This is a genomic window from Pseudomonas sp. Q1, assembly GCF_009935975.1.
Lineage (GTDB): Bacteria > Pseudomonadota > Gammaproteobacteria > Pseudomonadales > Pseudomonadaceae > Aquipseudomonas > Aquipseudomonas palleroniana.
The window spans coordinates 1-13,898 of the sequence record NZ_QODI01000008.1 but is presented as its reverse complement, the minus strand read 5'-3'; the positions used below and the strand labels follow the sequence as shown (position 1 = coordinate 13,898).

Annotated in this window: 11 protein-coding genes and 1 pseudogene; 8 read left to right on the top strand and 4 right to left on the bottom strand. The window is 61.4% G+C overall.

Going from position 1 to position 13,898, the window contains the following annotated elements:
- Positions 1-39 precede the first annotated feature (39 nt).
- The 7 genes from DK870_RS13920 (at position 40) to DK870_RS13890 (ending at position 8,949) form a co-directional block, all read left to right on the top strand.
- Entirely contained in the window at positions 40-1,266 is a 1,227-nt protein-coding gene (locus DK870_RS13920) for a Xaa-Pro peptidase family protein (protein WP_090371311.1), read from the top strand.
- Positions 1,267-1,559: 293 nt separating this feature from the next.
- Positions 1,560-3,194 carry an ABC transporter substrate-binding protein gene (locus DK870_RS13915; protein ID WP_161548890.1) on the top strand — a complete coding sequence of 545 codons (1,635 nt, stop codon included), beginning with the start codon at positions 1,560-1,562 and terminating at the stop codon, positions 3,192-3,194.
- 57 nt (positions 3,195-3,251) lie between these two features.
- Positions 3,252-4,205 (top strand): ABC transporter permease, encoded by a 954-nt coding sequence (locus tag DK870_RS13910; RefSeq protein ID WP_161548889.1) that lies wholly within the window; start codon positions 3,252-3,254, stop codon positions 4,203-4,205.
- A complete protein-coding gene (locus DK870_RS13905; protein ID WP_104993526.1) occupies positions 4,202-5,038 on the top strand; it encodes an ABC transporter permease in 837 nt (278 codons plus the stop codon). The genes DK870_RS13910 and DK870_RS13905 overlap by 4 nt, the downstream gene beginning before the upstream one ends.
- Before the next feature lie 2 nt (positions 5,039-5,040).
- On the top strand, positions 5,041-6,678 hold the full coding sequence (locus DK870_RS13900) for an ABC transporter ATP-binding protein (protein WP_161548888.1): 1,638 nt from the start codon (positions 5,041-5,043) through the stop codon (positions 6,676-6,678).
- An 85-nt stretch (positions 6,679-6,763) separates the two neighbouring features.
- Positions 6,764-7,933: a hypothetical protein gene (locus DK870_RS13895; RefSeq protein ID WP_161548887.1), complete on the top strand. Its 1,170-nt coding sequence runs from the start codon at positions 6,764-6,766 to the stop codon at positions 7,931-7,933.
- Positions 7,934-8,073: 140 nt separating this feature from the next.
- The gene (locus DK870_RS13890; RefSeq protein WP_161548886.1) at positions 8,074-8,949 is read left to right on the top strand and encodes a LysR substrate-binding domain-containing protein; all 876 of its coding nucleotides are present in this window, start codon (positions 8,074-8,076) and stop codon (positions 8,947-8,949) included.
- Positions 8,950-8,975: 26 nt separating this feature from the next.
- Here DK870_RS13890 and DK870_RS13885 read toward each other — a convergent pair whose 3' ends face one another.
- From DK870_RS13885 to fae, 4 genes are all read right to left on the bottom strand, one after another.
- Positions 8,976-10,346: an MFS transporter gene (locus tag DK870_RS13885; RefSeq protein ID WP_161548885.1), complete on the bottom strand. Its 1,371-nt coding sequence runs from the start codon at positions 10,344-10,346 to the stop codon at positions 8,976-8,978.
- Positions 10,347-10,418: 72 nt separating this feature from the next.
- Complete coding sequence (locus tag DK870_RS13880; protein ID WP_090371327.1) at positions 10,419-11,852, bottom strand: NAD-dependent succinate-semialdehyde dehydrogenase; 1,434 nt, start codon at positions 11,850-11,852, stop codon at positions 10,419-10,421.
- Complete coding sequence (locus DK870_RS13875) at positions 11,849-12,883, bottom strand: aldo/keto reductase (RefSeq protein ID WP_060752764.1); 1,035 nt, start codon at positions 12,881-12,883, stop codon at positions 11,849-11,851. The genes DK870_RS13880 and DK870_RS13875 overlap by 4 nt, the downstream gene beginning before the upstream one ends.
- Positions 12,884-12,893: 10 nt before the next feature.
- The gene (gene fae, locus DK870_RS13870; RefSeq protein WP_060752763.1) at positions 12,894-13,406 is read right to left on the bottom strand and encodes a formaldehyde-activating enzyme; all 513 of its coding nucleotides are present in this window, start codon (positions 13,404-13,406) and stop codon (positions 12,894-12,896) included.
- 301 nt (positions 13,407-13,707) lie between these two features.
- On the opposite strand from fae, the pseudogene DK870_RS13865 reads away from it, so the two are divergent.
- Positions 13,708-13,898: pseudogene (locus tag DK870_RS13865) on the top strand (ribonucleotide-diphosphate reductase subunit beta); the annotation flags it as partial.

Here is a 13,898-nt window from a genome sequence, read left to right as displayed (position 1 = left end):
AAAACTCAAAAAACCGTATTTGCCCTGCGAGGAATCCCCATGAGTCTGTCCGGCCCGAACCGCAACCCCGCCGACTGTGAACCCACCTATGACGAGATCCAGCAGATCCAGCTGGACCGCCTGCAACGGGTACGCAACGAACTGAAAAAACGCGACTACGCCGCCTGTGTGCTGTTCGACCCGACCCACATGCGCTACGCCACCGGCTCGCGCAACATGCAGGTGTACTCGGCCCGCAACCCGGCGCGTTATGCGTTTATCCCGGCGGAAGGCCCGGTGGTGGTCTTCGAGTTCGGCGGTTGCCTGCACTTGGCCGAAAACCTGAACACCGTCGATGAAGTCCGCCCGGCCAAAGCGATTTCCTACTATTTTTGCGACAGCTTCCTGAGCAACGTCACCGCCGACTGGGCCGCCGAGATTGATGAGCTGGTGCGACAGTGCGGTGGCGGTAAACGCATTGCGATTGAAAGTGCCACTTCGGCCGCCGCATTCGAACTGCAACGCCTCGGCTATCAAGTGTTCGACGCCCAGGAGCCGCTGGAGCGAGCACGCTGCATCAAGGTGCCCAATGAGCTGAAGATGATCCGCGCCAGCCTGCGCGCCACCGAAGCCGGAGTGCGCCTGATGGAAAGCCGATTGGTGCCCGGCATCACCGAAAACCAGTTGTGGTCGCACCTGCACCAGCATGTCATCGCCACCGACGGCGACTATGTGGAAACACGCCTGCTGTCATCCGGCCCACGAACCAACCCATGGTTCCAGGAATGCAGCACGCGGCCGATCGAAGCCGGTGACCTGGTGGCGCTGGACACCGATGTGGTTGGGCGCTTCGGTTATTACGCGGACTTTTCCCGCACCTTCCTGTGCGGCGACCAGGCGGCCACCGCCAAACAGCAGGAGCTGTACAAACTCGCCTATGAGCAGGTGCAAACCAACGTTGAAATGCTCAAGGCCGGACGCAGCTTCAAGGAATATGCGGAGATGGCCTGGAAGATTCCCGAGCATTACAAGAACAATCGTTATTTCGCGCTGGTGCACGGGGTTGGCATGACCGGTGAATACCCTTATGTGGTGCACCGTGAGGACATCGATGCGCTGGGTTACGACGGAGTGTTCGAAGCCGGCATGACCATCTGCGTGGAGAGCTACATTGGCCACGACGACGGCGGCGAAGGCGTGAAGCTCGAAGAACAGATCTACATTCACGAGCACGGCATCGAGCTGCTCTCCGATTACCCCTTCGATGCGCGCCTGTTGCCACGCTGAACCGATCCAGCAATACAGGCGGCCCTGGGACGGATCTGTAACATGCATTTATAGAAGGTTACTGCGCAGAATTTGTCGTTTGTCCATCGTTGCGCAAATGACAAAACTGCGGGCATCTCTAATAAAAACAACATGAGAGCTGCCCTATGTCCTATCCCATTGCCCGCCTCCTGACTTCGTTTTGCCTTGTTCTTCTGCCGGCTTCACAGAGGTCCGTGCTGCGCCGTTGCTGCGCCTGCCACTGACCCTTGCGGTTCAACAAAAACGCATATTCGCAAGTACCGGAGAGGCTTATGAAAGACCTGACTACCCTGGGCGGCACCCTGCCGCATCCAGCCGTTGACGACCTGTGTGTCCAAGTCAAAAGCGGTGAGATAAACCGCCGCCAATTTTTGCGTACCGCCGCACTGCTGGGCGTTACCGTCGCCAGCGCCAGCACCTTCCTGGGCTCGGCCCTGTTGGGCAACGAGGCTCAGGCCGCTGATGCCACGCCCGCGCGCCAAGGCGGCAGCCTGCGCTTTGCCTGTGCGATCCAGGAAATCCAGGACCCGATGCTGATCACCTGGATCGAAGCTTCGAACCTGCTGCGCAATTCCCTGGAATACCTGACCTGGGTCGACGCCGACAACATCACCCACCCTTACCTCGCCGAAAGCTGGAGCCCGTCCGAGGACCTCACCACCTGGACCTTCAACCTGCGCCAGGACGTGACGTGGAGCAACGGCGAGCGTTTCAACGTCGACGACGTGCAACACAACATCGAACGCTGGATTGCCGCCGACTCCAAGTCGGTCAACCGCACTGCGTTCCAGGACATCAAAGCCTTCGAAAAAGTCGGGGACTACCAGTTCCGCCTGCACCTCAAGCGGCCCATTCTGGCGATCCCGGAGATGCTCAACGCCTTCACCTGCGCCATTGTGCACCGCAGCTTCAAGGCGGGTGATGACTGGGCGAAAAACCCGCTGGCCACCGGGCCGTTCAAGCTGGTCTCATTCGCGGTGAACAAACAGGCCACCTTCGCCAAGCGTGCCGATTACTGGGGCAAGCCCGCCAACCTCGACGAACTGCGCTACATCGACATGGGCACCGACGTGTCCACTCACCTTGCGGCCTTGCAGGCCGGCCAGGTTGACGTGTTGTACCGGGTGACCGTGGCCGAACTGGACCTGGCCAAGCGCCTGCCCGGCGCACAGTTGCTCAGTTGCAAATCCGCGCAAACCGTCGTGATGCGCATGGCCTGCGACCAGAAACCGTTCACCGACCTGCGCATCCGCAAAGCCGTGGTGCTGTGCGCCGACAACGCGCAGATGCTGAAGATCGCCTACCGTGGCATGGGCACCCTGGGCGAGGACCACCATGTAGCGCCCTCCCATCCTGAATATTTCCCGCTGCCCAAGCGCAACCGCGACGTGGCCACCGCCAGGAAATTGCTCGCCGAAGCCGGCTTTCCCAATGGCCTGGACATCGACCTGATCGTCGGCAATACCCAGGGGCGCTATGAGCAGGACTGCGCACAGATCCTGCAGCAGAATTGCCTGGAAGCCGGGATACGCATCAACCTCAAAGTGGTGCCCGCCGCTCAGTACTGGCCGATCTGGGACAAGGCCGCGTTCAGCCTAACCTACTGGGCCCATCGCCCGCTCGGAGTGATGTCATTGGAACTGGCTTATCGCGGCGGCGGCGCCTGGAACGAAAGCCACTACAGCGACCCGGCTTTCGATGCCGCGCTGGACAAGGCCATGGGCATCATCGACCCGCAGCAACGGGCGGTGGCCATGCAAAGCGTCGAGCAGATCCTGCAAGACGCCTGCGTGATCGTGCAGCCGTTCTGGGGCGACAAGTTCACGGCGGTGAGCAAAAAGGTCCAGGGTTTCCAGGTACACCCCTCTGACTTCTATCCCATGGGTAACGTCTGGCTGAGCGCTTGAGTCAACACTGCCCGCACAGGCGGGCAGACCTCCCATCATCCGTCGGAGCATGCGCCCATGGCTCATTTTCTGTTGCGTAAATTATTGGCGCTGGTGGCAACCCTGTTATCGGTGTCACTGATCGTGTTCCTGGCCCTGGAACTGAACATCGAAGACGTCGCAATCAACGTCCTCGGCCCCTACTCCGCCGCCGACCAACGCACGGCGTGGCTGGTGGAACACGGCTACAACCAACCCTTTGTGTGGCGCTACCTGCTGTGGCTCAAGGATTTTGCCAGCGGCGACTGGGGCACCTCGGTGTACTTTCGTGAGTCGGTGATCAAACTGCTGCTGCCCAACCTGGCGCAGACCCTGACCCTCGCCGGGCTGGCCCTGCTGGTGATGGTGCCCGTGGCGCTGACCCTGGGCGTGCTGGCCGGCATTCGCCAGGGCTCGCTGCTTGACCGGTTGGTGTCGTTCCTGTCGATCGTCACCACGTCGATTCCCGACTTCGCCAGCGCGGTGTTCGTCTCGGCACTCTTTGTGTTCTGGCTCAACTGGCTCCCCGGCGTCAGCAGCATGAGCGAGGGCTTCAGCGCGGTGCAACTGGTCCTGCCGTTGATGGTGCTGTGCCTGTTCGGCATCGGCTACCTGGCGCGCATTACCCGGGCGTCGATGGTCGAAGTGATGCAGTCACCTTACATCCGCACGGCGCGCCTCAAAGGCGCCTCGACCGCACGCATCGTGATGCGCCATGCCCTGCGTAATGTGCTGATCGCCCCCATCACCGTGATCATGTTGTACATCCCGTGGCTGCTGTCCAACGTCATCGTGGTCGAGGTGTTCTTCGCCTACAAGGGCTTCGGCTCGCTGCTCTACACCGCATCCCTGAACCATGACGTGTACCTGATCGAAGCCTGCGCGATGGTCAGTGCGGTGGTCGTGGGCATCACCAAGATCTTCTCGGACCTGGCCTACACCTGGCTCAACCCGCGCATCACCCTGCGCAGTCTCGGCGGAGGTACCCGATGAACCGTCTTCAAGCCTTCAAGCACCCCTTGGCGTTGCTCGGCCTGCTGCTGGTCGGTAGTTGGGTAGTGACCGCGTTGCTGGCGCCGTGGCTCGCGCCGCATGATCCGCTGGAAAGCTTCACACCGCTGCTCACGCCAATGACCGTAGGCGAAAACGGCCAGAGCTTCCTGCTGGGCACCGACATGATCGGCCGAGACATTCTCTCGCGGTTGATCTGGGGCACGCGCACGGTGCTGTTCTGGTCGATCCTCGCCACCCTCACCGCGTTCGCCGTCGGCATTGCCATGGGCCTGTGTGCCGGTTACTTCAATGGCTGGGTCGACGCGGTGCTGTCGTATGTGGCCGACACCGTGCTGTCGTTCCCGGTGCTGGTGTTGTACATCGTGATCATCATCGCCCTCGGCGCCTCGGCCGTGAACATCCTGATTGCGGTGACCTTCACCAGTGCCCCGGCAATCTTCCGGATCATGCGCGCATTAACCATCGACATTCGTTCGCGCGACTACGTACTCAGCGCCATCACCCAAGGCGAAGGTTCATTGCGCATCATGTTGGTGGAGATCCTGCCCAATTGCGGCGGGCCCTTGATAGTCGATTTCTGCCTGCGCATCGGCTACACCGCGATCATGATCGGCGCCTTGGGTTTTCTCGGCCTCGGCCTGCCGCCGCCGACCCCGGACTGGGGCGGCATGATCAACGACGGCCGCGCCATGGCCATCGCCTTTCCGCACCTGGTGATCTTTCCGTGCATCGCCATCTCCACGCTGATGCTGGGCCTGAGCCTGCTCGCGGACGGCCTGGATGAACACGCCCAGCAAGGCGCAAGGAGTTGAACATGAACCCAGAACCCGTATTGCGTGTGCAGGACCTGACGATTGAACTGCCCACCGGCGCCGACCGCCGCCACGCCGTGCACGGCATCAGCCTGGAGGTGCGCAAGGGCGAAATCCTCTGCGTGATAGGCGAGTCCGGTTCAGGCAAGTCGGTCCTGTCGGCGGCGATCATGGGCGACTACGCCAAGGGTCTGCGGCATGCCGGTGGGGTGATCGACTTTCTCGGTGACGACATCTGCAGCCTGGATGAAAGCCGTTTGCGCGCACTGCGCGGTAACCGCATCGCGATGATTTTCCAGGAACCCATGGCTGCGTTGAACCCCGCGATTCGCATCGGCAAACAAGTCGAGGAAATCTTTGATATCCATGCGCCACAGATGCCTCAGCGCGAACGCCAGGAACGCATGCTCGCGCTGCTCGAATCCACCCAACTGCCCGACCCGCCGCGCATCGCCAACAGTTTCCCCCACCAGCTGTCCGGCGGCCAATGCCAACGGGTCGTGATCGCCATGGCCCTGGCGATGAAACCGGACTTGTTGATCGCTGACGAACCGACCACGGCCCTCGACGTGACCACCCAGGCCCAGGTGTTGAAATTGGTGCGCGACCTGCGAGGGCGCGGCCAACACGGCATTCTGTTTATTACCCACGACTTCGGGGTAGTCGCGCAGATTGCCGATCGCATCGCCGTCATGGAAGGTGGCCGCCTGGTGGAAATCGGCGAACGGGACCAGGTGTTGAATGCCCCCGCCCACGCCTATACACGCAAGCTGATTGCCGCGGTACCGGCGCTGCATCCCGAACTGCGCACACCTTGTGCCGACGGCGAAATGGCGCTGCGTATCGAGCGCCTGACCAAAACCTATAACGTCGGCGGCAGCTCGGTGGCGGCGCTGCGCAATGTGTCGCTGAACCTGCCACGGGGCAAGACACTGGCGATCGTCGGTGAGTCCGGCTCAGGCAAAAGCACCCTGGTCAAGGCGGCAATCCGCCTGGTAGACAGCGACAGTGGGCATGTGTGGGTCGGCGATAGCGACTTCCTGGCCTTGCGCGGCTCGGCCCTGGCGGCCAATCGGCGCCGCATCCAGATGATTTTCCAGGACCCGTACGGCTCGCTCAATCCGCGCCACCGGGTGGGCGACATCATTGCCCGCGCCGCGCGACTGCGAGGGTTGTCCGCCAAAGATGCGTGGACCGAAGCCGGTGACTTGCTCGAACAGGTCGGCCTCAAGCGTGACGCCCTCAAGCGCAAGCCCCGGCAGTTTTCCGGGGGCCAGCGCCAACGCATCGGCATCGCCCGGGCCCTGGCCATGCGCCCGGAAGTGCTGATCGCCGACGAAAGTGTGTCGGCACTGGATGTGTCGGTGCAAAAGCAAGTGCTGGAGTTGCTGGCCGAACTGCAGAAGCAATTGAACCTGAGCATCCTGTTTATCACCCACGACCTGCGCGTAGCGGCGCAGATCAGCGACCACATTGCGGTGATGCGGCAAGGCGAAGTGGTGGAATACGGCAGCGCCGAACAGGTACTGCTCAGGCCACAGAACAGCTACACCCAGGCCCTTCTCGCGGCGGCACCCGGCGCCTCCGAGTTACCCGCCGCCGGGCCGCCCTTGAGGCTGATCCACCCCAACGCGCACTGAGTCCAAGCCTTTTCCCTGCGTCGCAGCATGCGCTGCGGCAACGGGCTGCTGTTGCCCAAAAAAAACTAAAAACGAGAGTAAAACCATGCGACCAACGACACGCTACTTCACCCTCATCCCGGTACTCGGCGCCCTGGCGGCACCGGCCATGGCCTATCAGGTCACCGACAACCTCGACCTTGGCGGCGCCGTGCGTGCGCGCTGGGACTATGATCCGGACCGCGATATTCAAAAGTTCGGGCTCGACACCGTGTTTCTCAGCGCCAAGTACAACTCCGACACCTGGATTGGTGAGGCACAGTACCGATTTTATGGGCGCTCTTACCCTTACCAGTACACCAAGAATTACGGCGACATCCAGTTCGCCAAATTCGCCTGGGTAGGCTACAAGTTCAACCCGGACCAGCAAGTGCAAGTGGGCTTGAACACCGTGCCGTTCGGCTTGCAGCCGTATTTCGGCAGTACCTTCTATGAAACCCTGGGCAACGTGATCGGCCTGGAAGATGTGCAACAGGTCGGCACCAAGTACATCCAGCAAAGTGGCGACTGGAACATCCAGGCCGGTTATTACCTGCGCCCGGCGTGGCAAGGCAAAGGCACCAGCAAGGGCGTGACCTATTCCAGCGTGATTTCCGAAGCCGACAGTTATGTCGCCGACGGCAGCAATAACCAGGAGCGCAACACCGTGGTGGTGCGCGTCGCCAAAGCCATGGACCTGGGCGGCTGGAAATCCGAAGTCGGCCTGTCGGGCCTGACCTCGACCCTGGAAAACAAGGACACCGGTAATGACGGCCGACGCAACGCCGTAGCCATCCACTACCTGGGCAAAAACGGTCCATGGGGCTTGCAGTTGCAGGCGGCGCGCCAACAGATGTCACCGCGCAACGAGGGCACCAATGGCGTGGTCACACTGGGCGGTTATGACGGCACCTTCAACGTCGCCAGCCGCGGCAATCTGTATGTGGCGGACCTGAGTTATGACGTGGCCGGTAAATACCTGTTCGACCAGATCAGCGGCGTGAAGCTGTATGCCAACTACAGCGCTTTCGACAAATCCGACGATGCCTTCAAGACCTCGCAACGAGTGATCCTCGGTACCTCGTTTTCGTTCAGCAAGTTGTGGATCGCCACGGAGTGGTTGATCGGCAAGAACGACCCCTACATCGGTGGCAGCAGCTACACCCAGAGCCTGGGCGCAGGGGGCAGTAACCAGTGGGAAAATCAGCTGTACATGAACATCGGTTACTACTTCTAATAGGCGGCGTCAGCACTCACGCCATCGGGGGCAAGCCCCCTCCCACATTTGATCGGCGGCGCGGTCAAAAATGTGGGAGCTGGCTTGCCTGCGATGAGGCCAGTGAAAACACTATAAAAACTATGTGTGGAACCCGAACCATGCGCCACCTCCCTGCCCTCAACATGCTCCGCGTCTTCGAAGAAGTCGCTCGCCACCGCAGCTTCAGCCAGGCCGCCGTGGGCCTCAATGTCACCCAAGGCGCAGTCAGCCGCCAGATCAAGCAGCTGGAAGACTACCTGGGCGTAGCCCTGTTCGTCCGCACGCCCCAGGGCCTGTCCCTGACCGAGGCCGGCTTCGCCTTGTCGCCACACCTGAGCGACGCCTTCGACCATATCGAACGCGCCCTGCAGGCCGTGCGCGTACCCAACCTGCGCCAGCGCCTGCGTGTCGTTGCACCACCGACCTGGGCCACGCGCTGGCTGTCGGCGCGCTTGCGCGGGTTCTGTGAGCACTATCCGGATATCAACCTCAGCGTCACCCACCAGAGCCACCAGGAGAGCCTGGCCGAGATCGACTGCCGCATTCGCTTTGGTCTGGACGCAGACCCGCATTGGCACAGTGAGTTATTGGTGATGGAGCGCCATATCGCCGTAGCCAGCCCGGAGCTGTTTATCGACGGTCAACCGCCCGACCTGCGACGCTTCCTGCTGCTGCATATCCTGCACGACGGCAAGCGTTTGAAAGTCTGGGAAAACTGGCTGGCGGCGGTGGGCCGAGACGATATCGATGCGGGCCGGGGCCTGGAATTCAGCACCCTGGACCAAGTGATCCACACCGCCCTGGCCGGCGGTGGGCTGGCGGTGATCGACCGGCAAATGATCGAGCGCGAACTGGCCAACGGCAGTTTGCTGCCGATCACCCCGGTGGAGGTGATCGGGCCGTATGGCTATTGGCTGGATGTGGCAGCGGACAAGCTGGGGTTATCCAAGGTTGGTCTGTTTACTGAGTGGTTGGGGCGTGTGAGCAATCCCTGACAGGCACTCACCCACCCCGGACACACCTACACCCTGACAGCATTCGCCCTTTTCACGCCGACCGCCGCGTGCTGATCGACCGGGCTCTGCGCCTTGCACGCCTGGCTCAGCGTCAGCGCTTTGGTTTCGGGGGCCCAGGCCCAGGAAATGATTGCGCCGAACACCAGGATCGCCGCCAGAATGCCCATGGTCGGGCTCAAGCCGATCCCGGCCACGCTGACCGGCAACAGAAACGTACTGATCGCCGAGCCCAAACGGCTGACCGCCGTCGCCAGACCGATGCCGCTGGCACGTACCTCGGTGGGAAAGCTTTCCGCCGGAAACACACCCACCAGATTGCTGACCGCCGACAACACCAGCGTAAACACGCCAAACGTCAGCACCATCAACCACGCCAGGCTACCCGGCAATACCGCCAGCAGGAACAGTGCTGCTGCGAGGATGATGAACGAGTTGATCAGAAAGCCACGGCGCGAGAACTTCACCGTGCACCAGATACCGAGCAGCGCGCCGACAATCAGCAATAAGTTGAGCAGCAACTCAGTGCCGAATCCCTGGGACAACCCCATCTTCTGCAGGATCGATGGCAAGAACGTGTAGATCGCAAAGTACGGCATCACGATGCACACGAAGAACAGGCAGTTGAACGCCGTGCGCTTGCGGTATTCACGGCTGAACAACACGCCATAGCCGGAGCGGATCTGCGCGGACGGTTCTTCATCCAGCAGCACGTGCTCGCCCAGGTGTTTTTTGACAATGGCGCGGGCTTCGGCGATGCGCCCACGATTGACCAGCCAGCGCGGCGATTCCGGGGTGCCGATGCGGGCGAGCAGGATCAACCCGGCGGGGATCGCCGAAGACGCCAGCATCCAGCGCCAGGCGTCGTCGCCGAGGCTGAGCATAGCGGTGCCGACAAAGGTCGCGGCCACATAGCCGAAGGTCCAGATCACACTGAACGAGCCGAGCAGCACACCGCGGTGTTTCTTCGGTGAAAACTCGGCAAGCATGGCGTGGCCCACGCTGAAATCGCCGCCCAGGCCGATGCCGATCAAGATACGACACAGCAACAGGCTTATGGCCGTTTCAACAAAGAACTGCATCACCGACGCTACGGTGATCAGTACGAAGCTGACCAGGAAGATTTTCTGCCGGCCGAGGGTGTCGGAGATCCAGCCGAAAAACAGGCTGCCCAAAAACAGACCGATCAGGGCCGAAGCACCGATCAAGCCTTGCCAGAAGGCGTCGAGTTGCATTTGTGGGCTGAGCAAGGTGAAAGCGATACCGATCAGGCCAAGAATATAGCCGTCGGTGAAATGCGCGCCGAAGGTCAGGCCGGCAATCTTGAGGTGAAACCGACCGATCGGCAGATCGTCGATTTTGACGGGTTGTACAGTCATGGTGTTCTCCATATTGTTGTTTTTGACGGAGTAACAGCCGGTGCCCCTGCGGGCACCGGTTCAAATCAGAGGCTACAGGCCTCCCATCAACAGGTATTTGATCTCCAGATAATCCTCCAGGCCGTACTTGGAACCCTCACGGCCGAGGCCCGACTCCTTAATACCGCCAAACGGCGCGACTTCAGTGGAAATGATCCCTTCGTTGATGCCGACCATGCCCGCCTCCAAGCCCTCGGCCATGCGCCAGACGCGGCCGATATCGCGGCTGTAGAAGTAGGCGGACAAGCCGAACGGCGTGTCATTGGCCCGTTGCAGCACCTCGGCTTCGTCCGTGAAACGAAAGCACGCCGCCACGGGTCCGAAGGTTTCTTCCTGGGCGATCAACATGTCGCCGTTGGCTTCAGTGAGAATCGTCGGCTCAAAGAAGGTGCCGCCCAGCGCATGGCGACGGCCGCCGCAGAGCAGCTTGGCGCCCTTCTCCAACGCGTCGCCCACATGGGCTTCGACCTTGGCCAAGGCGGCTGCGTTGATCAGCGGGCCTTGCTCGGTGTCGCCGTCCAACGCACTGCCCACACGCATGGCGCTGACCGCTTCGGCCAATTTACGGGTAAAGGCCTCGTACACGCCGTCCTGGATATAGAAGCGGTTGACGCACACGCAGGTCTGCCCGGTGTTACGGAACTTGGAGGCCATGGCACCTTTGACGGCGGCGTCCAGGTCAGCGTCGTCGAACACGATAAACGGCGCATTGCCGCCCAGTTCCAGCGAGACTTTTTTCAGCGTGTCGGCGGCCTGGCGCATCAGCAGTTTGCCGGTGCGGGTGGACCCGGTGAACGACAGCTTGCGCACAACGCCAGACGCTTGCAGCGCTCCACCAATGGCGACGGCGTCACCCGAAACGATGTTGAATACACCGGCTGGAATACCCGCCTGCTCGGCCAGCACCGCCAAGGCAAAAGCCGACAACGGCGTTTCTTCCGACGGTTTGAGGATCATCGTGCAACCGGCCGCCAGTGCCGGGCCGACTTTGCGGGTGACCATCGCCAGGGGAAAATTCCACGGCGTGATCGCAGCCACGACACCAATCGCTTCCTTGGTCACGATAATGCGTGCATCAGCCTTGTGGGTCGGGATCACATCGCCATAGGCGCGCTTGGCTTCTTCGGCGAACCACTCCAGGAAGCTTGCCGCGTAGACCACTTCGCCCATGGCTTCGGCCAGGGGTTTGCCCTGTTCCAGGCTGAGCAACTGAGCCAGGTCTTTCTGGTTGCCCAGCATCAGCTCGCTCCAACGCTTGAGGCGCTGGCTGCGCTCCTTGGCGGTGAGCTTGCGCCAGGCCGGCAAGGCACGGTGGGCAGCATCGATGGCCAGCTGGGTTTCTTCAGCGGCGGCGCGCTGCACATCAACGATCAGCGCGCCATTGGCCGGGTTGAGTACCGGATAGGTGGGGCCACCGCTGGACCATTGGCCATCGATGTAGTTGCCAGTACGGATCAGCGGGTTCATGCCACGGCCTCGGTCAGGTTGAAACGGTCCAGGCCCGGGCGGGCCTCACGCAGGATGCGCTTGCCGGCGGTGTAGTCATTGATCACATCGCACGGGGTGTAGTTGCGCTCCAGTTCGTGCAGTTCTTCGGCATCCAGGCGGGTGTCGAGGGCCGCCAGCGCACTGTCGAATTGCGCGGTGGTATCGGCGCCGACCAGCATGACGTCGACGCCAGGATGGTTGGCGACCCACGCCTGCGCGATCTGCGCGTTGGACACGCCACGGGCACGGGCCACACGCTGTACCGAATGGGCGATATCGAACGAGGCCTGGTCGCTGTACATCTGCTGGGTAAAGAAATCGGTCTGGTTGCGCGTCGATTGCACCTCACCCGTGAGCAAACCACGCGCCAGCGGGCTGAACACCGAGACGCCCAGGCCCTGGTCTCGGCAGAACGGGATCATCTCGCGCTCTTCTTCGCGGTAGGCGCAATTCAGTTGCAACTGCATGTTGATCGGCTTGACCCAACCGTTGCGCTCGCAGGCCATCAGTATTTTGGCAAGCTGCCCCGTGAGCATGGTCGACACGCCAATGTAGCGGGCCTTGCCGGAGCGCACGATGTCGTTGAGCGCACACATCGTCTCTTCCACCGGGGTGTTCACGTCAAAGTAATGCAGCATGAACACATCGACGTAATCCATGCCCAGACGGCTCAGGGACGCGTCGATGCTGTCCATGATGTGCTTGCGCGAGTGGCCACTGGCGTTGATACCGCTGCGGGTGCCGTAGCCGACCTTGGTGGTGACCACGATCTCGTCACGGCGCGCCACGCGCTTGAGGATGCGCCCCACCACTTCTTCGCCGACACCGGCGGAGTAGAAGTCGGCCAGGTCAATGAAGTTGACGCCGTTGGCCAGGGCATGGGCGACGATCGGCTCGCTTTGCTTTTCGTCGAAAATCCACGGTTTCCAGTCCGGGGTGCCCATGTTCATGGTGCCCAGGCACAGGCGTGAGACTTGCAGGCCGGAGTTGCCCAAACGGATGTATTGCATGGCAGTCTCCTCAGGCTTTCGGCGTGTAGAAAGGATTGCTGATGTGATTGACCACATCGGCCAACTGCGCGGTGTACGGCGTGCCATTCAGGGCGGCGCGGATCGCGGTGCGACAGGCGTTGTAGTTGTTCAGGTAGACGGCGTCCAGATCATCGCAGGCCGGGTTGACCCAGTTGGCGGTGACAATCGCCCATTCGTCTTCGGCCTCGGCCGGCAAGGTACCGTCCAGCAACGCTTCAAGCACCGCTTTGGCGATCCCGGCCTGGGAGGCACCCCAGGTGGCATTGCCGTGCAGGTCGCTACCGATGGCGGCTTTGTTGACGTAGAGGGTCATGGGTTTGACCGGGATGTTCGGCTGGGCGATCACCATGAACGGGCAATGGCCCTGGCTTGGCGACGCGAGGCTGTTGGCGAACGCCTGGCCGGCCGGGCCATTGCGTGGGCCGATGAGAATGTTGATATGGGCAGCATTGACGCCTGGGCCTTCGAAGCCTTCGCCGATGTACAGATCAAGTGCTTTCATTTTCGCAAACGCTCATTGTTGTTATGGGGAGCTTGTTGGCGAATTTTTAGCATTGAGCTTCGAAGCGGCCGTAACCATTAAAAGTCATGGGGGTGTGAGTTTTTCTCATAGCCCTGCGACCCCTGCGCGCATTCCTGCGCGTTGACCCCGACTGCCACACACCATATAGTGTGCCCACAAACAGAACGGACCACTATATAGTGTGCAGAATTGGAATTTCCCCACCACACTCTGCGCAGTATTTCAATGCCATGAAGCCTGCAACCCCCTATTTTTTCGAGCACCAGGAAGGAGAATTTCAATGCTGAGTTGGGATGAAGTCGACAACGAAGACACCGGTGCAGCGGTGATCAGGGGCGCCAACGCCGGCCACGCCACCGAAGCCAACATGGACCGCCTCGACGGCGCCGGCGCCGCCGCCGCGGTTGAAGCCCGCGCCGTCACCGCCAGTGACTCCGCCGCCATCGTGCGCGCCAAGGCCGCCCTCGACAA

Excerpts from the sequence above, each read along its gene's own strand:
- DK870_RS13875 (WP_060752764.1), bottom strand. The coding sequence starts at position 12,883 with ATGCAATACATCCGTTTGGGCAACTCCGGCCTGCAAGTCTCACGCCTG.
- DK870_RS13900 (WP_161548888.1), top strand. The coding sequence starts at position 5,041 with ATGAACCCAGAACCCGTATTGCGTGTGCAGGACCTGACGATTGAACTG.
- DK870_RS13880 (WP_090371327.1), bottom strand. The coding sequence starts at position 11,852 with ATGAACCCGCTGATCCGTACTGGCAACTACATCGATGGCCAATGGTCC.
- DK870_RS13920 (WP_090371311.1), top strand. The coding sequence starts at position 40 with ATGAGTCTGTCCGGCCCGAACCGCAACCCCGCCGACTGTGAACCCACC.
- DK870_RS13915 (WP_161548890.1), top strand. The coding sequence starts at position 1,560 with ATGAAAGACCTGACTACCCTGGGCGGCACCCTGCCGCATCCAGCCGTT.
- DK870_RS13895 (WP_161548887.1), top strand. The coding sequence starts at position 6,764 with ATGCGACCAACGACACGCTACTTCACCCTCATCCCGGTACTCGGCGCC.
- DK870_RS13885 (WP_161548885.1), bottom strand. The coding sequence starts at position 10,346 with ATGACTGTACAACCCGTCAAAATCGACGATCTGCCGATCGGTCGGTTT.
- fae (WP_060752763.1), bottom strand. The coding sequence starts at position 13,406 with ATGAAAGCACTTGATCTGTACATCGGCGAAGGCTTCGAAGGCCCAGGC.
- DK870_RS13910 (WP_161548889.1), top strand. The coding sequence starts at position 3,252 with ATGGCTCATTTTCTGTTGCGTAAATTATTGGCGCTGGTGGCAACCCTG.
- DK870_RS13905 (WP_104993526.1), top strand. The coding sequence starts at position 4,202 with ATGAACCGTCTTCAAGCCTTCAAGCACCCCTTGGCGTTGCTCGGCCTG.
- DK870_RS13890 (WP_161548886.1), top strand. The coding sequence starts at position 8,074 with ATGCGCCACCTCCCTGCCCTCAACATGCTCCGCGTCTTCGAAGAAGTC.